The sequence below is a fragment of the Halomonas gemina genome (assembly GCF_023554995.1).
In the GTDB taxonomy this organism is placed as follows: Bacteria; Pseudomonadota; Gammaproteobacteria; order Pseudomonadales; family Halomonadaceae; genus Halomonas; species Halomonas gemina.
The window spans coordinates 206,179-229,106 of sequence record NZ_JAMJPK010000007.1; the positions used below are offsets into that span (position 1 = coordinate 206,179).

Annotated in this window: 21 protein-coding genes; 10 read left to right on the forward strand and 11 right to left on the reverse strand. The window is 67.6% G+C overall.

Annotation, left to right across the window (positions count from 1 at the left end):
• The first annotated feature begins 45 nt into the window (after window positions 1-45).
• The 8 genes from nosR to M8009_RS16065 all read left to right on the forward strand — a co-directional run bounded on the left by nosR (window position 46) and on the right by M8009_RS16065 (window position 8,875).
• Window positions 46-2,184 carry a transcriptional regulator NosR gene (gene nosR, locus M8009_RS16030; protein ID WP_250063018.1) on the forward strand — a complete coding sequence of 713 codons (2,139 nt, stop codon included), beginning with the start codon at window positions 46-48 and terminating at the stop codon, window positions 2,182-2,184.
• Window positions 2,185-2,186: 2 nt separating this feature from the next.
• Window positions 2,187-4,061 (forward strand): TAT-dependent nitrous-oxide reductase, encoded by a 1,875-nt coding sequence (gene nosZ / locus M8009_RS16035; RefSeq protein ID WP_250063020.1) that lies wholly within the window; start codon window positions 2,187-2,189, stop codon window positions 4,059-4,061.
• Window positions 4,062-4,119: 58 nt separating this feature from the next.
• Window positions 4,120-5,466 (forward strand): nitrous oxide reductase family maturation protein NosD, encoded by a 1,347-nt coding sequence (locus M8009_RS16040; protein WP_250063022.1) that lies wholly within the window; start codon window positions 4,120-4,122, stop codon window positions 5,464-5,466.
• On the forward strand, window positions 5,463-6,407 hold the full coding sequence (locus M8009_RS16045; RefSeq protein WP_250063024.1) for an ABC transporter ATP-binding protein: 945 nt from the start codon (window positions 5,463-5,465) through the stop codon (window positions 6,405-6,407). The genes M8009_RS16040 and M8009_RS16045 overlap by 4 nt, the downstream gene beginning before the upstream one ends.
• The gene (locus M8009_RS16050) at window positions 6,404-7,228 is read left to right on the forward strand and encodes an ABC transporter permease (RefSeq protein WP_250063026.1); all 825 of its coding nucleotides are present in this window, start codon (window positions 6,404-6,406) and stop codon (window positions 7,226-7,228) included. Before M8009_RS16045 ends, M8009_RS16050 begins: the two co-directional genes overlap by 4 nt.
• A 47-nt stretch (window positions 7,229-7,275) precedes the next feature.
• Window positions 7,276-7,827 (forward strand): nitrous oxide reductase accessory protein NosL, encoded by a 552-nt coding sequence (locus M8009_RS16055; protein WP_250063028.1) that lies wholly within the window; start codon window positions 7,276-7,278, stop codon window positions 7,825-7,827.
• An 83-nt stretch (window positions 7,828-7,910) separates the two neighbouring features.
• Window positions 7,911-8,465 carry a hypothetical protein gene (locus M8009_RS16060; RefSeq protein ID WP_250063030.1) on the forward strand — a complete coding sequence of 185 codons (555 nt, stop codon included), beginning with the start codon at window positions 7,911-7,913 and terminating at the stop codon, window positions 8,463-8,465.
• Between the two features lie 44 nt (window positions 8,466-8,509).
• Window positions 8,510-8,875, forward strand: a complete 366-nt coding sequence (locus M8009_RS16065; RefSeq protein WP_250063032.1) for a DUF6164 family protein — start codon at window positions 8,510-8,512, stop codon at window positions 8,873-8,875.
• Window positions 8,876-8,882: 7 nt separating this feature from the next.
• Here M8009_RS16065 and M8009_RS16070 read toward each other — a convergent pair whose 3' ends face one another.
• Window positions 8,883-9,674 (reverse strand): EAL domain-containing protein, encoded by a 792-nt coding sequence (locus M8009_RS16070; protein ID WP_250063034.1) that lies wholly within the window; start codon window positions 9,672-9,674, stop codon window positions 8,883-8,885.
• Window positions 9,675-9,880: 206 nt separating this feature from the next.
• On the opposite strand from M8009_RS16070, the gene M8009_RS16075 reads away from it, so the two are divergent.
• A complete protein-coding gene (locus tag M8009_RS16075) occupies window positions 9,881-11,962 on the forward strand; it encodes a sensor domain-containing diguanylate cyclase (protein ID WP_250063036.1) in 2,082 nt (693 codons plus the stop codon).
• Between the two features lie 113 nt (window positions 11,963-12,075).
• Here M8009_RS16075 and ahpF read toward each other — a convergent pair whose 3' ends face one another.
• The 3 genes from ahpF to M8009_RS16090 all read right to left on the reverse strand — a co-directional run bounded on the left by ahpF (window position 12,076) and on the right by M8009_RS16090 (window position 14,895).
• Window positions 12,076-13,629, reverse strand: a complete 1,554-nt coding sequence (gene ahpF, locus M8009_RS16080; RefSeq protein WP_250063038.1) for an alkyl hydroperoxide reductase subunit F — start codon at window positions 13,627-13,629, stop codon at window positions 12,076-12,078.
• Between the two features lie 172 nt (window positions 13,630-13,801).
• On the reverse strand, window positions 13,802-14,365 hold the full coding sequence (ahpC, locus tag M8009_RS16085; RefSeq protein WP_250063040.1) for an alkyl hydroperoxide reductase subunit C: 564 nt from the start codon (window positions 14,363-14,365) through the stop codon (window positions 13,802-13,804).
• A gap of 137 nt (window positions 14,366-14,502) precedes the next feature.
• Entirely contained in the window at window positions 14,503-14,895 is a 393-nt protein-coding gene (locus tag M8009_RS16090) for a ribonucleotide reductase subunit alpha (protein WP_250063042.1), read from the reverse strand.
• 112 nt (window positions 14,896-15,007) lie between these two features.
• Here M8009_RS16090 and M8009_RS16095 point away from each other — a divergent pair, with 112 nt between their 5' ends.
• Window positions 15,008-15,583 (forward strand): biliverdin-producing heme oxygenase, encoded by a 576-nt coding sequence (locus M8009_RS16095; protein WP_250063044.1) that lies wholly within the window; start codon window positions 15,008-15,010, stop codon window positions 15,581-15,583.
• A gap of 10 nt (window positions 15,584-15,593) precedes the next feature.
• Here the strand turns inward: M8009_RS16095 and M8009_RS16100 are convergent, their stop codons facing one another.
• The 7 genes from M8009_RS16100 to denD all read right to left on the reverse strand — a co-directional run bounded on the left by M8009_RS16100 (window position 15,594) and on the right by denD (window position 22,926).
• A complete protein-coding gene (locus M8009_RS16100) occupies window positions 15,594-16,514 on the reverse strand; it encodes a DMT family transporter (protein WP_250063098.1) in 921 nt (306 codons plus the stop codon).
• Window positions 16,515-16,530: 16 nt separating this feature from the next.
• Window positions 16,531-17,409, reverse strand: a complete 879-nt coding sequence (locus M8009_RS16105) for an NAD(P)-dependent oxidoreductase (RefSeq protein WP_250063046.1) — start codon at window positions 17,407-17,409, stop codon at window positions 16,531-16,533.
• Between the two features lie 13 nt (window positions 17,410-17,422).
• Window positions 17,423-18,883 (reverse strand): aldehyde dehydrogenase family protein, encoded by a 1,461-nt coding sequence (locus tag M8009_RS16110; protein ID WP_250063048.1) that lies wholly within the window; start codon window positions 18,881-18,883, stop codon window positions 17,423-17,425.
• A gap of 67 nt (window positions 18,884-18,950) precedes the next feature.
• Complete coding sequence (locus tag M8009_RS16115; protein ID WP_040183504.1) at window positions 18,951-20,225, reverse strand: TRAP transporter large permease; 1,275 nt, start codon at window positions 20,223-20,225, stop codon at window positions 18,951-18,953.
• Window positions 20,222-20,824: a TRAP transporter small permease gene (locus tag M8009_RS16120; protein ID WP_250063050.1), complete on the reverse strand. Its 603-nt coding sequence runs from the start codon at window positions 20,822-20,824 to the stop codon at window positions 20,222-20,224. The genes M8009_RS16115 and M8009_RS16120 overlap by 4 nt, the downstream gene beginning before the upstream one ends.
• Before the next feature lie 59 nt (window positions 20,825-20,883).
• A complete protein-coding gene (locus tag M8009_RS16125) occupies window positions 20,884-21,876 on the reverse strand; it encodes a TRAP transporter substrate-binding protein (protein ID WP_250063051.1) in 993 nt (330 codons plus the stop codon).
• Between the two features lie 87 nt (window positions 21,877-21,963).
• Window positions 21,964-22,926: a D-erythronate dehydrogenase gene (gene denD / locus M8009_RS16130; RefSeq protein WP_250063054.1), complete on the reverse strand. Its 963-nt coding sequence runs from the start codon at window positions 22,924-22,926 to the stop codon at window positions 21,964-21,966.
• Window positions 22,927-22,928 lie beyond the last annotated feature (2 nt).

Consider the following 22,928-nt stretch of genomic DNA (forward strand, 5'->3'; position numbering starts at 1 on the left):
CCGGGATGCCGCGCCGCCGCGGCTAACGCCCGCAAGGACCTCGCCATGCCCGCACCACACTCCCGGCCAGCCGGCATCGTCGGCCTGCTGCTCGGCCTGTTCCTGCTGCTGATCACCCCGGCACTCCACGCCCTGGAACTGGAGCAGGTCCGCGAGGGCTTCCCCGGCGCCGACCGCCTCGAGGCGGCCGAGTCCCAATGGCCGGTAAGCGCGGTCCGCGCCGGTGACGAACTCCTCGGCTATGCCTTCGAGAGCATCGACGTTGCACCGATCCCGGCCTACTCGGGCAAGCCGGTCAACATGCTGGTGGCCTTCGACCTGGAAGGAAGGATCGTTCAGGCCGACGTCCTCGGCCACGAGGAGCCCATCATGCTGGTGGGCATCCCCGAGGCGAGGCTCGAAGGCTTCGCCGACGACCACGTCCCCGCCCACGTCAACGACCGCATGAAGGTCGGTGACAACCTGGACGCCATCTCCGGCGCCACCGTCACCGTCATCGTGGTCAGCGACACCATTATGCGCGCCGCCCGCCAGGTAGCCGCCGAGCAGGGGATCATCGAGGATCCCTCGATCGGCCCAGCGGCGACGGTGCGCCAGGATGTCTTCGAGCCCGCCGACTGGGAAACGCTCAGCGGTGACGGCACCCTGCGCCGCCTGCACCTCACCCACGGCGAGGTGGACGCCTCCTTCGAGGGCACCCCCGCCGAGGACTACCTGCACACGCCCCAGCCGGCGGAGCGCACCTTCATCGAGCTCTTCTACACCTACCTGAACCCGCCCACCGCAGGGCGCAACCTGCTGGGCGACACCGGCTACGAGCAGCTGATGGCCGAGCTCGACGAGGGCGAGCACGCCATCGCCGTGATGGGCCGCGGCGACTACTCCTTCAAGGGCTCAGGCTACGTGCGCGGCGGCATCTTCGACCGCCTCGAGCTCTCTCAGGGCAACACCACCGTCAGTTTCCACGACCGCGACCATATCCGCCTCGGCGGCCTGGGCATCGAGGGAGCGCCGACGTTCGACGAGCGCGACATCTTCATCGTTCGCGAGGAGGCCGCCTTCGACCCCGGCCAGCCCTGGCAGCTGGAGCTGCTGGTACGCCGTGCCTCGGGCCCGCTGGATACCGAGTTCAGCCGCTTCAGCGCCGACTACAGCGTCCCCGAGGCCTACATTGAGCGCCCCGAGCCGCCGGTGGAGGAGCCGATCTGGGTGCAGGTATGGCGCGACAATGCCTTCCAGATCGGCGTGCTGGTGGCCGGCCTGCTGGTGCTGACGGTGATCATGCTGTTCCAGGACGTGCTGGCGCGTCACCCGAGGATCCTGCGTCCGCTGCGCCTGGGCTTCCTGGTCTACACCCTGGTGTTCATCGGCTGGTACTCCCTGGCCCAGCTCTCGGTGGTCAATATCCTGACCTTCACCAACTCGCTGATCAGTGGCTTCAGCTGGGGCTCGTTCCTGATCGACCCGATGATGTTCATCCTCTGGTCCTTCGTGGCCGTCACCCTGCTGCTATGGGGACGCGGGGTGTTCTGCGGCTGGCTTTGCCCCTTCGGCGCCCTCCAGGACCTGGTCAACAAGGCCGCGCGCAGGCTCGGCGTAAAGCAGATCGAGGTGCCCTTCGGCCTCCACGAGCGCCTCTGGGCCATCAAGTACATCCTCCTGCTGGGGCTGTTCGCCCTCTCGCTGCACTCCCTGGGCACCGCCGAACGCTACGCCGAGGTGGAGCCCTTCAAGACCGCCATCACCCTGCGCTTCCAGCGCGAGTGGGGGTTCCTGCTCTATGCCCTGGGCCTGGTGGCGATCTCGGCCTTCAACCACAAGTTCTACTGCCGCTACGTCTGCCCGCTGGGCGCCGGCCTGGCGATTCCCGCCCGCCTGCGCCTGTTCGACTGGCTCAAGCGGCACCGCGGCAGCTGCGGCACCCCGTGCCAGATCTGCGCCAACGAATGCGAAGTGGCCGCCATCCATCCCGATGGCCGCATCAATGCCAACGAGTGCCACTACTGTCTCGACTGCCAGATCACCTACCACGACGATCAGCGCTGTCCGCCGGTGATCAAGCGCCGCAAACGCTACGAGAAGGCAGCCCGCATGGCCGCGGGACAGGGCGGCGTCGAGACCCATGACCCCGGCAGTGCCGGAAACTCCAAGCTGCAGCGAATCCCGACCTACCAGGAGGATTGACCATGAGTGACAAGAAGAAAGCGATCGAGAACCTCGGCCGCCGCCACTTCCTGCGCAACAGCGCCGTGACCGGCGTCGCCGGTGCCGGCCTGGCCGGCGGCTTCGGCGCCGGGGCGCTGATGAGCAGCCACGAGGCCCGCGCCGCCGAGAACGGCATCGAGGTCGCACCCGGCGAACTCGACGAGTACTACGGCTTCTGGAGCGGCGGTCACCAGGGCGAGGTGCGGGTGCTGGGCATCCCCTCCATGCGCGAGCTGATGCGCATCCCGGTGTTCAACATCGACAGCGCCACCGGCTGGGGGATCACCAACGAGTCGAAACGCATCCTGGGCGACTCGGCGCGCTTCCTCAACGGCGACTGCCACCACCCCCACATTTCCATGACCGACGGACGCTACGACGGCAAGTACCTGTTCATCAACGACAAGGCCAACACCCGGGTGGCACGTATCCGTCTCGACATCATGAAGACGGACAAGATCACCACCATTCCCAACGTCCAGGCGATCCATGGCCTGCGCCTGCAGAAGGTGCCGCACACCAAGTACGTGTTCGCCAACGCCGAGCTGCCGATTCCCCAGGTCAACGATGGCCGCGACCTGGAGACGCCGGACAACTACTTCACCATGTTCAACGCCATCGATGCCGAGAGCATGGAGGTGGCCTGGCAGGTGATCGTCGACGGCAACCTCGACAACACCGACGCCGACTACACCGGCCGCTTCGCCGCCTCCACCTGCTACAACTCCGAGAAGGGCATGACGCTGGCCGACACCATGCGCGCCGATCGCGACTGGGTGGTGGTGTTCGACATCGAGGCCATCGAGGCCGCCGTGGAGGCCGGTGACCACGAGACCCTGGGCGACAGCGAGGTGCCGGTGCTCGACGGCCGCAAGGGCTCCAAGCTGACCCGCTACATCCCGGTGCCCAAGAACCCCCACGGCATCAACACCTCGCCGGACGGCAAGTACTTCATCGCCAACGGCAAGCTCTCGCCGACCTGCTCGATCATCGCCATCGACAAGCTGCCCGAGCTGTTCGATGACGCCATCGAGCCCCGCGACACCGTGGTCGGCGAACCGGAGCTGGGCCTGGGGCCACTGCACACCACCTACGATGGCCGCGGCAACGCCTACACCACCCTGTTCATCGACAGCCAGGTGGCCAAGTGGAACATCGAGGACGCCATCCGCGCCTACAACGGCGAGGAGGTCAACTACCTGCGCCAGAAGCTGGATGTCCACTACCAGCCGGGCCACAACCACGCCAGCCTCACCGAGTCCCGGGATGCCGACGGCAAGTGGCTGGTGGTGCTCTCCAAGTTCTCCAAGGACCGCTTCCTGCCGGTGGGTCCGCTGCACCCGGAGAACGACCAGCTGATCGATATCTCAGGCGAGGAGATGAGGCTGGTCCACGACGGCCCCACCTTCGCCGAACCCCACGACTGCATCCTGCTGCGCGCCGACCAGCTCAACCCCTCGCGGACCTGGACGCGTGACGACCCCTACTTCGCCGAGACCGTGGCCATGGCCGAGGCGGACGGGGTGACTCTCGAAAGCGACAACACGGTGATCCGCGACGGCAACCAGGTGCGGGTCTACATGACCTCCATCGCCCCGCAGTTCGGCCTGACCGAGTTCAAGGTCAAGCAGGGCGACGAGGTCACCGTGGTGGTCACCAACCTCGACCAGGTGGAGGACCTGACCCACGGCTTCGTCATGGTCAATCATGGCGCCTCCATGGAGATCGGCCCGCAGCAGACGGCCAGCGTCACCTTCACCGCCGACCGCCCCGGGGTGTACTGGTACTACTGCTCCTGGTTCTGCCATGCCATGCACATGGAAATGACGGGCCGCATGCTGGTCGAGAAGGCCTGATACGCCCTTACCGGGGCCGGGCCGCCGCCCGGCCCCGCTTTTTTTTGTGGAGAGACGCATGACCCGACGACTGCTTCGCGTCGTCCTGACACCGATTCTTGTCGCCGGGTGGCTCGCGTGGCTGCCCGGCGAGCTGCTGGCCGCCGACTGGACGGCCAGCCCCGGCGAGCCGCTGCAGCCGCTGATCGAGCGGGCCGCGAGCGGCGACCGCCTAATCCTGCCCGAGGGCCGCTACCCCGGGCCGCTGGTCATCGACCGCAGCCTCACCCTCTCGGGCGAGCCGGGCGCGGTGATTGACGGCGGCGGCGACGGCCACGCCGTGGTGCTGGAGGCACCGAACATCGTGCTGGAGGACATCGCGGTGGAGAACTGGGGTGCCGACCTCACCGCCATGGATGCCGGCATCTTCGTGGCACGCAACGCCACCGGCAGTGTGATCCGCGACTCGCGCCTCACGGGCCCCGGCTTCGGCATCTGGCTCGACGCCGTGGCCGAGGTGCAGGTGCGCGACAACGTGATCCGCGGCGACGCCTCGCTGCGCTCCCAGGATCGTGGCAACGGTATCCACCTGTTCAACGTTCGCGACGTCACGGTGGCGGGCAACGACATCCGCCACACCCGCGACGGCATCTACATCGACACCAGCCGCGACAGCCTGCTGCGCGACAATCACATGCAGGCGCTGCGCTACGGGGTGCACTACATGTACGCCCACGACAATCGCCTTGAGGGTAACACCACCCGCAATACCCGCACCGGCTACGCGCTGATGCAGTCCAAGCGACTCGAGGTAATCGGCAACCGCTCGGATGACGACCGCCACTACGGCATCCTGATGAACAACATCACCCACTCGACGCTGCGCGACAACCGCGTCACCGGTGTCAACCAGCGCCGGGACGCCCAGGGACAGGGCCTGGTCAGCGGTGGCGAGGGTAAGGCGCTGTTCGTCTATAACGCCCAGTACAACCGCTTCGAGGACAACCGCTTCGCGGCCAGCGATATCGGCATCCATCTGACCGCCGGCTCCGAGGACAACGAACTGGTGGGCAACGCCTTCGTCGAGAATCGCCAGCAGGTGATGTATGTGGCCACCCGCGCCCAGGAGTGGTCCGAAGGTGGCCGCGGCAACTACTGGAGCGACTACCTCGGCTGGGACCTGGCCGGCGACGGCATCGGCGACACCTCCTACGAGCCCAACGACGCCATGGACCGCCTGCTCTGGCGCTACCCGGTGGCGCGGCTGCTGATGCACAGCCCCGCGGTACTGGCCCTACGCTGGGTGCAGCGACAGTTCCCGGTGTTCCGCCCCCAGGGGGTCAAGGACAGCCACCCGCTGATGAACGAACCCGCCTTCAATGAATCCGCCTTCCATAAACCCGAATGGGGAGACGCCGACGCATGACCGCGGTGATCGATTTCCAGGGCGTGACCCGGCGCGACGGTGGCCTGGTGCGCCTCGACGCCCTCGACCTCGAGGTGAGCGAGGGCGAGGTACTGGCCCTGCTGGGCCACAACGGCGCCGGCAAGACCACCACCATGCACCTGATCCTCGGGCTGCTCTCGCCGAGTGCCGGGCGGGTCTCGGTGCTCGGCGGCGCCCCCGACGGCGCCCACGCCGAGACCCTGCGCCGCCGCCTGGGCTACCTGCCGGAGAACGTCAGCTTCTACGAACAGTTGAGCGGCCGCGAGGTGCTCGACTACTTCGCGCGGCTCAAGCGGGTCGACCGCCGCCAGGTGGGCGAGTTGCTGGACCAGGTGGGCCTGGGCAACGCCGCCCATCGGCGCGTGAAGACCTACTCCAAGGGCATGCGTCAGCGCCTCGGTCTGGCCCAGGCGCTGCTCGGCGAGCCGCGACTGCTGCTGCTCGACGAGCCGACCACCGGCCTCGACCCCGCGGCCACCAGCGACTTCTACGACACGGTGCGCGGCCTGCGCGAGCGCGGCTGCACGGTGCTGCTCTCCTCCCATGTGCTGCCCGGGGTGGAGCCCTACATCGACCGCGCGCTGATCCTCGGCGGTGGCAAGCGCCTGGCGCTGGGCAGCCTGGATGAGCTGCGCGGGCAGGCCGCCCTGCCGCTGACCGTGCGCGCCCGCGGCCGCGGCGTCGAGACCCGCCTGGCAGACGAGCTGGCCCGGTGGGACGACCCGCGCATCGAGGCCACCGCCGTCAACGGCCACGAGGTGGCGCTCAGCGTGCCAGCGGACGCCAAGCTCGCCGTGCTGCGCCGGCTGATTGACACCGCCGGCATCGAGGACATCGAGCTGCTGCCCCCCACCCTGGAGCACCTCTACACCCACTTCTCCGCCGGCCTCACGCCCGAGCAACGAGGAGACGCCGAATGAACGCCATCCTGACCATCGCCGGCAAGGAGTTCCGCGACGGGCTGCGCAACCGCTGGGTGCTGGCCATCGCCCTGGTGCTGGCCTTCCTCGCCGTGGGCATCGCCTGGTTCGGCGCCGCTGCCAGTGGCGGCCTGGGCTTCACGTCGCTGGCCACCACCCTGGTCAGCCTGGCGACGCTCGCGGTGTTCCTGATCCCGCTGATCGCCCTGCTGCTGGCCTATGACGCCGTGGTGGGCGAACAGGAGGCGGGCACCCTGCTGCTGCTGCTCACCTACCCGATCAGCCGCACCCAGCTGCTGCTCGGCAAGTTCCTCGGCCACGGCCTGATCCTCGGCGCCGCCACGGCACTGGGCTTCTCCGTCGCCGGGGCGGTGATCGCATTCGGCGCCGAGGGCGTGGCACTCAGCGAGCTGGCCGCCGGCATGGGCCTGCTGATCGCCAGCAGCATCCTGCTGGGCTGGGTGTTCATCGCCTTCGCCTACCTGATCAGCGTGTGGGTATCCGAAAAGGCCCGCGCCGCCGGCCTGGCGCTGGTGGTGTGGTTCCTGTTCGTGCTGGTCTTCGACCTGGGGCTGCTGGCGCTGCTGGTCAGCGTCAAGCAGGGCGGCGACTTGCTGCCCTGGCTGCTGCTGCTCAACCCCACCGAGTGCTTCCGGCTGATCAACCTGGCCGGCTTCGAGGCCGCTCGCAGCTATACGGGGCTGACCTCCATCGCCGAGGGCAGTGTCTTCCGCCCCGCCGCGGTCACCGCCATCCTGGTGGCCTGGGTGCTGGTGCCCCTGGGCCTGGCGCTGCTGCGCTTCCGGCGCCGCCCCGCCTGATCCTGTCGCCGGCGACATGAACCGATTTGCCGCATGAGACCCACGCCATGAAACGACTCGCCCTGTTGATCGCCCTGCTCGCCAGCCTGCTGCTCTCCGGCTGCAGCGAGTCCGAGCCCGAGGCGCTGGCCGCCGCCGTGCCCATCGAGGCCGGCGACAGCTGCCATGTCTGCGGCATGCTGATCAGCGAGCACCCCGGCCCCAAGGGCGAGGCCTTCCTCGACCCGCAGGGCGAGGCGCTGAAGTTCTGCTCCACCATGGACCTGTTCGCCTTCCTCAGGCAGCCCGAGAACGAGACTCGCCTCTCCCACGCCTATGTCCACGACATCGGGGTGACGCCCTGGGGCCAGCCTTCCGACGAGGCCTTCGTGCTGGCCAGCGAGGCGCTCTACGTGGTGGGCCACGACCGGCGCGGCGCCATGGGCCATACCCTGGCATCGTTTGCCGAGCGGGCCGACGCCGAGGCGTTCCTCGAGGTCCACGGCGGCGAGCTGGTGAGCTTCGATGAGATCGACCTCGACCTGCTGGGCCGCCTGGGCCGCGGCGAGCTGGGCGGCGATAGCGACGCGGGCATGGGCGATATGCACGGCCACGAATAACCCAGGCGCGGGGTACCGGGGATAGGCCGGCCCCTTCCAGCGTGCTAGCCTCGGCGCATCGTCGGCCGAGGAAGCGTCACGCCATGCTCTGCATCTCCCGTCTCGCCCAGTACCTGCTGCTGCCGCTCTGCCTGGCCCTGGCCGGGGCGGCGTCGGCCACCGACTACAACACCGGCGACGTCCAGGCCCATGGCGGCTGGCACTCCCTGGTGCTGTCGCTGGGCGAGGAGCGCCACTTTCGCGCCATCGACCAGCAGAGCTATAGCGACGCCATCTTCAGCGTCAACGCCAGCTCCGGGGCCTGCGACGTCCCCTGGCTGGAGCTGCGCGTGGCGCTGGACGAGAACCAGGCCGAGAGCGCCACGGTGAACCGCGTGCCCGCCGACCTGCGCGTCGACCAGGCAACCATCCACAGCGGCAGCGCCGCCTTCGTCACCGAACGCGGCGACGATGGCTTCTACGTGCGCTTCGCAGTACCCCACCTGGCGCTGCTGCTCGAGGAGATGGCCGAGGGCGAGCTGCTGCGCCTGCGCATGATGCGCGGCGAGGACGACCCCTGGTTCATGGTCTTCGGCCTGGCGGGCGCCGGCGAGGCGATCGACCGCCTGCACCGCCTGTGCGACGCGAGCGAACGCTGAGAGGACCCGCAGCGGGTCCACGGGAATCGAGAGGGGGAGAAGGCGTGGCCGTGCTGCTGTTCCACCTGCGCAACGTGCCCGAGGAGGAGGCCGAGGAGGTGCGCCGGCTGCTCGACGCCGACGGCCTGGACACCTTCGAGACCCGGGCGGGCTTCTGGGGGCTCGGGGTGGCCGCGATCTGGCTGCGCAACGAGCGCGAGCTTGCCCGGGCCCGTGGGCTGATCGATGCCTACCAGCACGCGCTCGGCGAGCGGGTGCGACGCGAGCATGACGCCCTCGCCGAGCGCGGCGAGACCCCCACCCTGTGGCGGCGCCTGGCGCGCCAGCCAATCCGCACGCTGTTGCTCGCCCTGCTCGCCGCCGCCGTGCTTGCCCTCTCGCTGCTGCCCTTCCTGTGGCTGGCCGGCTGACGCCGCCTCAGGCGCTCGGCCGGCGGCTCTCGTCGCGCAGTGCCTCCAGCGCGGGCCCCAGATCCTCGGCCAGTGCGGCCACCGCCGGCCGCGCATGGAAGTAGCCCTGCTGGCGGGTGATGCCGGCGCGTGCCAGCCATAGTGCCTCCTCCCGGGTCTCCACGCCCTCGGCGATCAGCAGGATGTCGAGCTCGTCGGCCAGTCGCTTCACGGCCTGCAGCAGGACCTGGCGGCGACGGTCGCCGTCGCAGCCCATGATCAGTTCGCGGTCGACCTTGAGGCGATCGGGCGTGAGGTCGGTGAGCAGATCCAGATTGGCGTAGCCGTTGCCGAAGTCGTCCAGCGCCGTGGCGAAGCCCATGGCGCGGTAGGCCTCGATGATGCTGCGCAGGTGCTGGCGGTCCCGGACCCGTTCGGTCTCGGTGATCTCGAAGACGATGCGATCGGTGGGAAAGCCGACCCGTGCCGAGACGTCCAGGGTCGCCTGGATGCAGGCCTCGGGCTCATAGACCGCATTGGGCAGGAAGTTGATCGACAGGTTCTCGCGCATGTCCAGCGCACTGGCCATCTCGATGGCCCGCACCCGGCACGCCTGATCGAAGCGGTAGAGCAGGTCGTCGGTGACCTGGGAGAGGACACTCCAGGCCGACTCACCGGCCGGCCCCCGCACCAGCGCCTCGTAGGTGGTGATCCGCGCCGCGTCCACGTCGACGATCGGCTGGAAGGCCATGGTGAAGTCGAAGGGCAATTCCCCCTCGCAGCGGCCGCAGTACCCCGCGACTCGCGCACAGCTCGACATCGGCGACTCCTTGTCAGTGCTTGTCGGTCTCCTCCCCGGCAGCCGAAGCCAGGCAAGCGTCGGTCTGGGCGATAGCCGGCGCCGACGGCGCCACTATCCCAAGCACGAGGCGACGACGCAATCTCCGGCCCGTTGGCACCGGGCAGTTCACCCGCCGCCGGCAAGCGTGTAGGGTCATCGCCAGACCCCACGAGGAACGCCAGCCCTTGAACGCCTCGACACGCTACAGCGATGCCCAGATCGCCGCCGCCCTGGAGGCCTGCGCACGGGAGCCGGTGCACATTCCGGGGGCCATCCAGCCGGCGGGGTGCCTGATCAGCCTCGATGGCGCCCTGCGCCAGGTCCGGCAGGTCAGTGCCAATATCGAGGCCTTCCTGGGTATCAGCGTGGCAGATGCCCTGGCCGGCGAGCCCAAGGGGGTGCTGGGCACCGAATTGATGGATCTCCTGGACACTGCACTGGTGAGGCAGGACCAACCGACCTGCGTTCTCACCGCCCGGCGCGATGTGCAGGGCGAACGACGACGCTTCCACGTGGTGGCCTATCACAGTGGCGACTCTATCGTCGTGGAACTGGAATACCTGATGTGCCCGGATGGACATCGCCTGCTGGAAAAGGTGAACGATTGGCTGGTCGAGGCGAGGCAAATCGACGACATCGATACCCTTTTCGATGCCCTGACGCGGCGGGTCCAAGAACTCACCGGCCACGAGCGCGTGATGGTCTACCGTTTCGACGAGCAGTGGAACGGCCGCGTGGTCGCCGAGACCCGTCAGCCCATGGCGGAGAGCTTCCTCGATCACCACTTCCCGGCCAGTGACATTCCTGCCCAGGTCCGCCGGCTCTACGACATCAACCGGGTGCGCAGCATCCCCGATGCCGCCGCGGAGCCGGTCCCCCTGGTGCCCGCCACTGACCCGCATGATTCCGCCCCGCTGGACCTCTCCCGGGGCGCGCTGCGCGCCGTCTCCCCCATCCATCAGGAGTACCTGCGCAACATGGGGGTGGGCGCCTCCCTCTCCATCGCCATGCATGACGAGGGACGGCTGTGGGGCCTGCTGGCCTGTCATGGCCTGGGCCCCATGCCACTGGAGGCCGACCTGCGTGATGCTCTGTGCGCCCTGGCTCAGATCGCCATGCCGCGTATGATGCTGCTGCGCACGCGTACCGACACCCGCCTCCTTCACGACATCCACGACAGCAACGAGATTCTCTCAGATGAGAGGGGGCGCCTTCTCGGTCCGGATGGCCTGGTCCAGCGTCACGGCGCACAATGGCTCGAGCTGCTGGATGCCAATGGCATCGCCCTCGTCACCGGGAAAGAGATCAGTGGTATGGGGGCCCTGCCGGACGAGGAGAATCTGGTCGCCATGGCCGACTGGCTGAGCCGCCACCAGCGTCACGACACCCCCTGGCACACCCAGTCACTGGCAATGACACCCCTCGCGCCCTGGCAGGAGGGCGACCTCTGCGGCCTGCTCGCCGTGGCTCTACCCACCGAGCCGAGCCACTGGCTGATGCTCTTTCGCCGCGAGCAGCGACACAGCCGGCGCTGGGCCGGCAAGCCAGAGGATACCCCCATGATCCGGGACGGGCAGCTGGTCATGACCCCACGCCGTTCCTTCGCCCAGTGGCAGGATGAGGTCAAGGGGCAGAGCCACGCCTGGCGCGACATCGAGTGCCGTGCCGCCGGAGACCTCACCAAGAACTTGGCCGTCCTGACCTCCAGCCATGAGATCGCCCAGCTCAATGAGAAGCTTCATCATGCCAATCGCAAGCTCAAGAGCCTGGCCTACAGCGACAGCCTGACCGGCAGCTGGAACCGCTATCGCATGGAGCAGGCCATCGACGCGGCCCTGAGTGCCGCCGAGCGCCACGGCCACCCCTGTGCGGTGCTGCTGTTCGACGTGGACCACTTCAAGCAGTTCAACGACACCCATGGCCATGAGGCCGGAGACCGGGTGCTGGTCGAGATCACCCGGGCCCTGCAGGCCACCCTGCGCGACACTGACACCCTGGGGCGCTGGGGCGGTGAGGAGTTCCTGGTGCTGGCCAGCCACTGCGAGGGCCAGGGGGCGGTCCACCTGGCGGAACGCCTGCGCCGATGCGTAGAGGACATCGACCTGGCCGAGCTGGGCCGGGTAACCATCAGTATCGGCGTGGCCAGCTGGCACCCCGGCGACACCCGCAAGCGGCTGGTCGCGCGGGCCGACGAGGCGATGTACCGGGCCAAGGAGAACGGGCGCAACCGCGTGGAGCAGGCAGCGGGGAGTGCCGCCCAGGCATGAGGCGCCGGCCATGAACGGCCATGCCCCCGCCGGATCTACCGGCGGGGGCATGGAATTGGCAGCACCCCGGGCGTCGACGACGCCCGGGGCAGTGGGTCACCGGTGAATGCGGATCACTGGCGAATGAGGTAGTCGAAGGCGCCGAGTGCCGCCTTGGAGCCCTCGCCCATGGCGATGACGATCTGCTTGTAGGGCACGGTGGTCACGTCACCGGCGGCGAAGATCCCGGGCACCGAGGTCATGCCGTGGGCGTCGACCACGATCTCGCCGCGCTCGGAGAGCTCGATGGGCGAATCCTTCAGCCACTCGGTGTTGGGCACCAGGCCGATCTGCACGAACACGCCCTCCAGCTCGACCTGGCGGATCTCGCCGCTGGCGCGCTCCTCATAGGTGAGGCCGTTGACCCGGGTGTCGTCGCCGTTCACCTCGGTGGTGCGGGCGCCGAGGATGATCTCCACATTGGGCAGGCTGCGCAGCTTCTTCTGCAGCACCGCATCGGCGCGCATCTCTTCCATGAACTCGATCAGGGTGACGTGACCGACGATGCCGGCCAGGTCGATGGCCGCCTCGACGCCGGAGTTGCCGCCACCGATCACCGCCACGCGCTTGCCCTTGAACAGCGGGCCGTCGCAGTGGGGGCAGTAGGCCACGCCCCTGTTGCGGTACTCGGCCTCGCCGGGCACGCCCATCTCGCGCCAGCGGGCGCCGGTGGCCAGCACCAGAGTCTTGCTCTTCAGGCTGGCACCGGATTCGAACTGCACCTCGTGCTCGCCCCCCGGCTGACCGGGCATCAGCTTGACCGCCCGCTGCAGGTTCATGATGTCGACCTCGTACTCCTTGACGTGCTCCTCCAGCGCCGCGGCCAGCTTGGGGCCCTCGGTGTGGGGCACGGAGATGAGGTTCTCGATGCCCATGGTGTCGAGCACCTGGCCACCGAAACGCTCGGCGGCCACGCCGGTGCGGATGCCCTTGCGCGCGGCATAGACCGCCGCCGCGGCACCGGCCGGACCGCCGCCGACCATCAGGGTATCGAAGGTCGGCTTCTCGCTGAGCTTGGCGGCCTCACGCTCGGCGGCGCCGGTGTCCACCTTGGCCAGGATCTGCTCCAGGCTCATGCGCCCCTGATCGAAGGGCTCACCGTTGAGGTAGATGCTGGGCACCGACATGATCTCGCGCTCGTCCACCTCGTCCTTGAACAGCGCGCCGTCGATGGCCACGTGATGCACATTCGGGTTGAGGATCGCCATCAGGTTCAGTGCCTGAACCACGTCCGGGCAGTTCTGGCAGGAGAGCGAGAAGTAGGTCTCGAAGTAGAGCTCGCCCTCGAGCCCCTTGATCTGCTCGACCACGTCATCAGACGCCTTGGGCGGATGGCCGCCGACCTGCAGCAGCGCCAGCACCAGGGAGGTGAACTCGTGGCCCATGGGCAGGCCGGCGAAGACCACGCCGGTCTCCTCGCCGGGGCGATTGAGCGCGAAGGAGGGGCGGCGCGGGTCATGGCCATCGAGCTTCAGGGTAATCTTGTCGGTCAGGCCGACGATATCGGTCAGCAGACCATGAAGTTCCTTCGACTTGGCGCCGTCATCGAGGGACGCGACGATCTCGAAGGGCTGGGTGACCTTGGCCAGGTAGGCCTTGAGCTGGTTTTTCAGATTGTCGTCCAACATGACAGCGGCATTCCTTCATGTTCGGGGTTCGGGGTGGAGGCATGAGGAAGCCGCGACTTCCCGCGCAGGGAGGCCCAGTTCGCTCATGCTTCCGAAATCAGGGCCCGGGCAGGGGATACCCGGGCGGGGGCAGGCGAGGCCGGGACGGGCCTCGCCGGCAGGGGCAGATCGCTTAGATCTTGCCGACCAGGTCCAGGGACGGAGAGAGGGTCTCGTCGCCTTCTTCCCACTTGGCCGGGCAGACTTCGTTCGGGTTGGCGCGCACGTACTGGGCGGCCTTGACCTTGCGCAGCAGCTCCTCGGCGTTGCGACCGATGTTGCCGGCATTCAGCTCGATGATCTGGATCTTGCCGTCGGGGTCGACCACGAAGGTGCCACGCTCGGCGATGCCGTCTTCCTCGATCAGCACCTCGAAGTTGCGCGAGATGGCATGGGTCGGGTCGGCCAGCATCGGGTACTGCAGCTTGTTGATGGTCTCGGAGCTGTCGTGCCAGGCCTTGTGGGTGAAGTGGGTGTCGGTGGAGACGCTGTAGATCTCGACGCCCAGCTTCTTGAACTCTACGTAGTTGTCTGCCAGGTCACCCAGCTCGGTGGGGCAGACGAAGGTGAAGTCGGCCGGATAGAAGAAGAAGATGTTCCACTGGCCCTTCAGGCTCTCCTCGGTGACGTCGACGAACTCGCCATTATGGTAGGCAGTGGCCTTGAACGGCTTGACTTCGGTGTTCAGCAGCGACATTCGGTAGTGCTCCTTTCGACTTTCGTTGAATAGGTGACGGCGATACGGGACGCATGTTAGCCCGTATCTCCTGATAGCGTAAATTGAATGGCGTCATGGAGCTGATAATTCAACCCTATGGTCCACGAGGGCGGGCGTCAGCCGATGCTCACCGCCTCGCCCTGGCGGTCGAAGGCCAGGAACTGCGCGATGTTGCCCATCTTCAGCGACTCCACCATGCGGTTGAGGTGCTGTTCGGCCTGGGCCTGGGCGTCCTGGCCGGCCAGGGCCGCCACGAAGACGATGTCCCAGTCGGCCCCGGTCTCCCGGGATTGGGCCACCAGCGCCGCCATGTCGGAGAGCTCCTCGGGGGCCTTGTCGACGCAGACCACCGGGGTCAGCACGCCGCCCTCACCCTGCTCGAAGCGGCGCCGCTGCTCCTCGCTGGGATGGTCCGGCAGCTCGGCAAGGGTGAAGACGAACAGCAGGCGCTGCGGCTCTGGCTGGGCACGCGCCTCGTCCAGCAGGTCGGCATAACAGGAAATGGCCACGGGCACTCCTCCGGATCGGGATGGTATCGTGGCAGGCAGCGTAACGGGCCGACTCCGCTTCGGGAAGGGGTATTCGCGGCCCATGCGACCCAGGTCACGTTCCGGAGCCCCGATGAGCACCTCCCCCCCACCACTGGCCCGTCGGCTGCGCGATGCCACCCGCGACGCCCACCACGCCCTGGACCACCACCCGGCCCTGCAGTGCCTGCTCGATGCCGCCCTGACCCGGGAGGCCTATGCCGCCTCGCTGCTGGCCCTGTATCCCGCCCATGCGGCGCTGGAGAACCGCGTCTGCCGGGAGATCGCGCGGCTCGGCCTCCACCTTCGGGTGCCGCGGCGGCTGCCGCGCCTCGCCGACGACCTCGGCAGCCTCGGCCTGCCCGCGGAGGCGATCGACTCCGACACCGCACAGCTCCCGGCCTCCCCCGCCAGCCTGGCCGGAGAGCTCTACGTGCTGGAGGGCTCACGCCTGGGCGGGCGGGTGATTGCCGACCGACTGCGCCGGACCCTGGGTCCCGGGGTACCGCACGCCTTCTTCTCCCTGCCCATGGTCCCCGGGGAGTGGTCGCGGCGCCTGGACGAGCTCGAGGCGCTCTGCCTGCCCGGGGAGAGTGACGCCGCCGTGGCGGGCGCCCGCGAGGCCTTTGCCCGCTTCCACCATCAGCTGGACACCCACTTCCGGGGGTAGCCGGCTCGTGTCAGCGGGAGGTCATTGCCGCGCGCAGGCGAAGTTCCAGGCGCCGCTCATAGAGCCCCTTGGCCACCAGGGTACCCAGCACCAGCCCACCCCCGACCAGCGCGATCGGTGCCGGAGTCTCGCCCAGCAGCCACCAGGCCCAGAGGGTGCCGACCACCACCTCCAGAAGCAGCAGCAGGCCGACCTCGGCGGCGGGCAGGTAGAGAGGCCCACGCTGCAGCAGGGTCACCCCGGTCGGCACGATGAGCAGGCACAGCAGGACCACCAGCAGCCAGCGATCGATGGGCGGCATGACGATCCCGCCATCGCCCAGCAGCAGCACCAGGGCGGCGCCACCGCCCACGATCAGGCCGTTGAACACCAGCATCGGGCTCATGTCCACGCCGGGGCGCCGACGACAGAGCGTGAAGTTGAGCGCCAGGGTGGTGGCGGCCATGAGGGCGAAGGCATTGCCCACCCAGGAGCCGGCCCCGGTGTCGTCGATCACGATCATCCCGATGCCCAGCATGCAGAGCCCGATCGCCAGCCAGGTGCGTCGCGGCAGTCGCTCGGCGAGAATCGCGCGGGACAGCAGGGCCGCGATTAACGGCGCCCCCGCCAGGATCAGCAGGACGTTGCCCGCCTTGGTGTACTGGTTGCCCAGCACGAAGCCGCAGGTGGTCAGGCTGAAGAGCAGCGCCACGGCGATGCCGGTGCCGCCGCAGCGCCGGTAGGCGGCCAGGGTGCCTCGGCCGTAGCGCGCCAGCGCGATCACCAGAAAGCCCAGCGCCGACAGGAAGCCCCGCCACATCAGGATCTCGGCATCCGGCAGGGCCACCAGCTTGATCAGCAAGGCATCCGGCGACATGATCAGCGCCCCGCCCCCGGTCAGCAGCAGGCCCTGCTGGCGATGGGAGAGCCCGGCGCCCGACCGCCCTGCCATCACGGACGTGCCTCCCTCAAGCCTTTTCCCCCTCCAGGACGCGGATGACTTCCGGCACCGTCAGTCCCTGGTCGTCGATCCCGGCGTACAGCGCCTCGACCGCCTCGGCGACCTGGCGGCGGGCCCCCAGCTCATCGACCATGGCACGGTAGTAACCCAGATCCTTGCTGGCATTGGCCACGCTGAAGCGGAAGCCGGACGGATCGCCCTCGGCGATGAAGGGGCTCAGGCGGTCGAAGACCACCCCGCCGCCACCCCCCTTGCCCACCACCTCGAGGAAGGCTGCATCGTCGATGCCCGCCCGGCGTGACGCCGCAGCCGCCTCGGCCAGCACCGCCGAGAAGCCCAGCGAGACGAAGTTGTGCAGCAGCTTCAGGGTATGCCCGGCCCCCACGTCACCGGCATGGGCGATGTTCTCGGCAAAGCTCTCGAGCAGCGGCCGCACCTGGGCGAACAGCGCAGGCGGCGCCCCCACGATCAGGTTCAGGCGCCCCTCCTCCGCCTCCCGGGGGGTGCGGGTCATGGCGGCATCCATGAAGTGGCCGCCGGCCTGGGCCACCCGGGCGGCAACCTTGGCCGTGGAGCCAGGCAGCGCCGTGGAGCAGTCGATCACCACGCCCCCCGGCGCCAGGCCCTCCAGCACCCCACCGGGCTCGAAGAGCACCGCCTCGACCTGGGGCGAGCCGGTCACGCAGAGCAGCACCGCATCCGCGGCCTCGGCCACCTCGCGCCCCGTGCCGGCCAGATGGGCGCCGGCCTGCACCAGGTCGTCTACCGGCTGGTTGCCGGGATGCTCCAGGATCGTAAGCGAATAGCCGCCCCGAAGGATGTTGCGGGCGATGCCATGGCCCATCAGGCCGGCCCCGACCAGGCCGATACGCAGCGTCTGTGTCATGCTTGCCTCCCTCTCATCCATGGTGGATCGCGACGGTCTTGATGCGCGTGTAGCTCTTCAACCCCTCGAAGCCCTTCTCGCGGCCGTGGCCGGAGCGACCGACGCCACCGAACGGCAGCTCGATGCCACCCGCCGCCCCGTAGTTGTTGACGAAGACCTGGCCGCTGCGCACGCCCTTGGCCAGTCGCAGCTGGCGACCACCGTCGCGGGTCCAGATGCCGGCGCAGAGGCCGAAGTCGGTGCCATTGGCCAGTGCCAGGGCCTCGGCCTCGTCGTCGAAGACCTGCACCGCCAGGACAGGCCCGAACAGCTCCTCGCGCAGCACCTCGTGCCCCGCCGGGATATCGACCAGCAGCTGCGGCACCACGAAGTGCCCCCCGGCTGGCGCCCCCTCCACCAGCCGACCGCGGGCCAGGGTACGGATGCCGTCAGCGCGGGCCGCCTCCAGCCGGGCCTCCAGCTTGGCCTTCTGACGGGCGTTGATCAGCGGGCCACAATCGGCGTCCGCCTCGCCGGTGTCGCAGCGCAGGGCCTCGAACTTTTCGACCAACCGTCCCAGCACCTCGTCGGCAATGTCGCGCTGCACCAGCAGGCGACTCCCGGCGGAGCAGGTCTGACCGGCGTTCTGGATGATGCCGCGCACCACGAAAGGCAGCGCCGCCTCCAGGTCCGCATCGGCGAAGAGAACCTGCGGGGACTTGCCGCCCAATTCCATGGTGACCGGGACATGGTGGACCGCCGCGGCCTGGGCCACCAGGGTGCCGGTCTCCGGCGAGCCGGTGAAGGAGAGGTGATCGATATGCGGGTGTGCCGCCAGGGCGGCCCCCGCCTCGCGGCCCAGGCCGGGCACCACGTTGAGCGCGCCGGGTGGCAGCCCCTGTTGCACGGCCAGCTCGGCCAGGCGAAGCACGCTCAGGCAGGCGTCCTCGGCGGGCTTGAGCACCACGGTATTGCCGGCCGCCAGGGCCGCCGCGACGCAGCGCCCGAAGATCTGCGCGGGGTAGTTCCAGGGGATGATCTGCCCGCAGACCCCGAAAGGCTCGCGCAGGGTCATCACCGCGAAGTCGTTCTCGAAGGGGATCGTCTCGCCATGCAGCTTGTCGGCGGCCCCACCATAGAAGCGGAAATAGCGGGCACAGGCGCTGATGTCGCCGCGGGCCTGAGTCATCGGCTTGCCGGTATCCGCGCACTCCAGGGCGGCGAGCCGCTCATGATCGGCCTCGATGGCCGCGGCGAAGGCCAGCAGCCACTCGCTGCGCCGGCGGGCCGTCCAGCGAGACCATTCGTCGAGCCGGCCGGAAAAGGCCCGGCCGGCCGCCGACACGGCCTGGTCGATCTCTTCTTCCTGGCAGCGGGCGATCCGCGCGATCGTCTTGCCGTGGGAAGGCGCCTCCATGTCCAGGGTCGAGCGGGTAGCAACCCAGGTTCCACCGATCAGGGCCTGGTGGGAAGGCATCTCGGGTAAAGACTGCACGTCGTGGACTCCTTGTCATTGTTGTCTTCGCCACCCCGACAGGATTCAGGTAACGGCGAACCTTTATTCAATACAGCAGGTCGACCAGTCCCATGGATATCCAGGGCATATAGGTGATCCCCATGAGGCAGGCCAGCACTACCAGTACGAAAGGCACCAGCCAGGGCAGCATCTCGTCGATGGAGATCTTGGCCACCGCACAGGCGGCGAAGAGGTTCACGCCCAAAGGCGGGGTAATCATGCCCAGGGCGAGATTGACGACCATGATCAGTCCGAAATGCACCGGCTGAATGCCGAACTGGATAGCGATCGGCGTCAGGATCGGCGCCAACACCAGGATCGCCGCGGAGGTCTCGATGAACATCCCCACCATCAGCAGCAACCCATTGACGGCCAGCAGGAAGGCCCAGGGGCTCTCGAACACCTGATTCACCCAGGCAGCGATCTCGCCCGGCAGTCCCGAACGGCTGATCAGGAAGCTGAACAGGGCCGCCGCCGCGATGATCAGCATCACCGCCGCCGTAGAGATCACGCTCTGGCGCAGGATCGGCCAGAGATCCTTCAGACGCAGCTCGCGGTAGAGCAGACCGCCCACCGCCAGGGCATAGAAAACCGCCACCGCCGAGGCTTCGGTGGGGGTGAAGATACCGCCATAGATCCCGCCGATCACCACCACCGGCATCAGGATGGCCGCCCAGGCACGCTTGAAGGCCACCGTAAAGTGGCTGCGATCCTCGCGATCCTGAAGGCCATAGCCACGCAGCTTGCAGAAGAGGTAGAGAAACAGCAGCAAGGCACCACCGATCAGCACCCCGGGGCCGATGCCGGCGATGAACAGCTGACCGATGGAGGTATCGGTGCTGACGCCATAGAGGATCAACGGAATGGACGGGGGGATCAGCACGCCCAGTTCAGCGGAGGACGCCTGAATGGAGGCCGCCAGCGGCGTGGGGTAGCCATGGCGCACCATGGCCGGGATCAGGATGGCGCCGATGGCGAAGGTCGTGGCCACACTCGATCCCGAAACCGCAGCAAACATCATGCAGGTCAGCACGCAGGTCATGGCCAGGCCGCCCTGGACACCGCCGACGATGGACTTTGCCAGGTCGACCAGGCGGCTGGATATCCCTCCCGAGGCCATCAGGTTGCCGGCCAGAATGAAGAACGGAATGGCCATCAGGGGGAAATGGTCGATGCCCACGAAGACCTGCTGCGGCACCATCAGCAGAGGCAGTCGCGAGAAGAATTCGATACCGATGATCGAGGCAAGGATGATCGAGATGGCGATGGGAACGCCGAAGGCAAAGAGGATGATCAGCGAGAGGCCGATGACGAGGTTCATGGACGATCACCCCCGTTGACCGATCTGTGGCCGGCCTCTCCCTCGGCCAGGGTGTAGCTCGCCTGCTGAACCACATCGGCATCCACCTCAGGAGCCAGATTGCTGTTCTCCGGGCCCAGTTTCTCCAGCCCGAGGCCTTGGGAAATCAATCGGGCGATCACCGCTACCATGGCGAAGGCACTCCCGGTGGGAATCGCGGCATAGGACCAGGCGATGGACATTCCCAGGCCCGAGAGCATCTGGCTGCGTACGCGAAGCGTCATCTGGATGCCGTACACCATCAAGACACCGAGGACCAGCAGACAGCAGGCGCCAATGACTATCTCGAGCGCCAGCAGGGTTCGACGCGGTACCAGCTTGTAGACCAGTTCCACGGCCATCATGTAGCCACCACGGAAGGTAGCCGCCGCCCCCATGAACACGCACCAGATCATGGTGGAACGCGAGATCACTTCCGACCAGGTGGAGGGCGCGTTGAAGATGAAGCGCGTCAGAACCTGAAAGAAACCCAGCGACACGGAGATGATGAGCATCACCACCGCGATCACCAGTGCTAGCCGGGTCAGTAGGCTTTCCAGGCGAAGAAACCAGGAGAGCATCGGGATCACCTTGTCAGGAAAAGGAAACCTCCGGCGACCACGCCGGAGGTTGGGTGGGATCAGCAGTCGCTGGAGCGGATACGATCCAGCATCTCGCTACCGTACTCATCGGTGTAGATCTCGTAGGCAGGTTCGACCGCCTCCTGGAACGGCGCCGGGTCGACATCGGTCTTGACGGTCATGCCCTTCTCACGCAGCAGCGCCACACCTTCTTCCTCGAGACGGCTGACTTCCTCGCGAGTGGCTTCGGCTGACGCTTGAGCGGCCTGGTTGAACCACTCGCGCTCTTCGTCGCTCAGGCCGTCGAGCAGGATCGGCGAACCCAGGATGGCAGCGGGCGAATAGACGTGTCCGGTGAGCGACAGATGATCCTGCACCTCCCAGAAGTTGGTCGCCACGATCACCGTGATGGGGTTCTCCTGGCCATCCACGGTGCCCTGCTGCAGCGCCGTGAAGAGCTCGGGAAACGCCATCGGCGTAGGGCTGGCGCCCATCTGCCTGAAGGCTTCCTGGTGCACCCGGTTCTCCATGGTGCGCACCTTCAGCCCTTCCGCATCCTCCGGCGTATTGATCTCGCGCAGGCTGTTGGTCATGTGGCGGAAGCCATTCTCCGACCAGGCCAGGCCGACCAAGTTATGGTCACTCATCTTGGTCAACAGTTCTTCGCCGATCTCGCCATCGAGCACACAGCGCGCCTGATCGTAGTCCTCAAAGAGGAACGGCAGGTCGAGCACATAGGTCTCGGGGACGAAGTTGCCCAGCGGCCCGGTGGAGGTGATGACTACATCCACGGTGCCGATCTGCAGGCCTTCGATCATCGCCCGCTCGCCACCGAGCGAACCGGAGGGATGTTCGTTGACCGTGAACTCACCATCAGAGAGCCGCTCCAGCGTCTCCTTGAAGGCATCGGCGCCCACCGAGTAATGCGAGCTGTCCGACAAGGTGTGCCCCAGGGTCACCTCGGTGGCGGCCTGGACCTGGAGGCTAAGCGTCGTGGCGGCCAGACCACCGATGGCGACGGCGAGCGTGCGGCGTGCGAAATGCTTGGTCATAGTGATTCCTCTTTGTTGTTGTCGGGACGACGAGAGCCTCGGCGTTCTCGTCCCGCATCCAGATCGGCACCCTAAAGGATGCCGGTTTCACGAGCGTTCCCGGATGAACGCCTCGATGATCTCCCGGAGATCCCGGTCTCCCTCGAACCCCAGTCGCCGGGCCTTGGCGGTATCGAAACGTGCTGGCCAGTTGGAGACGATGGCGGTGATGGCCTCGTCCGGCTCGTGGCGGACCCTGGACACAGCCTCGGCACCGGCCACTTCGCCCAGGGCCTCGAGCATCTCGGCCACAGTGACCGTGATGCCCGGCAGCATGAAGGCACGGAAAGGGGCCCAGTCTGCGCGTGGCACCTCGGCTCCGTGGATCAACGCCTCGATCACCTTGCCCGGCGACATCACGAACATTTCCAGATCGGTGGGGACCGGACAGACGGCCTCCTCGTCGTTCAGTGGCTCGCGCAGGATGCTGGAGGCGAAGCTTGAGGCCGCCGCATTGGGGCGCCCGGGGCGAATGGTGATGGTCGGCAGGCGCAGGACACGGCCATCGACCAGGCCGCGACGGCTGTAGTCGTTGATCAGCAGCTCACACATGGCCTTCTGGGTGCCGTAGGAGTTCTGGGGGTGCAGCGCCGTCATGTCGTCGAGCACCTCGGGCAGGTCGCCTCCATAGGCCGCCACGGAGCTGGCCATGATCAGCCGCGTGCCGGCCAGGCCATGGGCCCGGCAGCCCTCCAGCAGGGCGCGGGTGGCATCGAAGTTGACTCGCATGCCGAGATCCAGATCCTCCTCGGCTGCACCGCTCACTACCGCCGCCAGGTGATAGATCACGTCGGGCCTGGCCTGCAGGACCGGGTCGAGGACGCCGGGAACAGTGATATCGAGCGCCAGGCAGTCGCTCTCGATGCCGGCAACCTCGGGCCTGGGGGCCTCGACCTGGTCGATCAGCGTCAGGCGAGTGATCGCCTTGCCGTTGAGCTCGCCCCGGTCGAGTAGCTGATTGACGAGTCGCTGCCCGAGAAAGCCGGCCGCACCGGTGATGACGATATGCATGG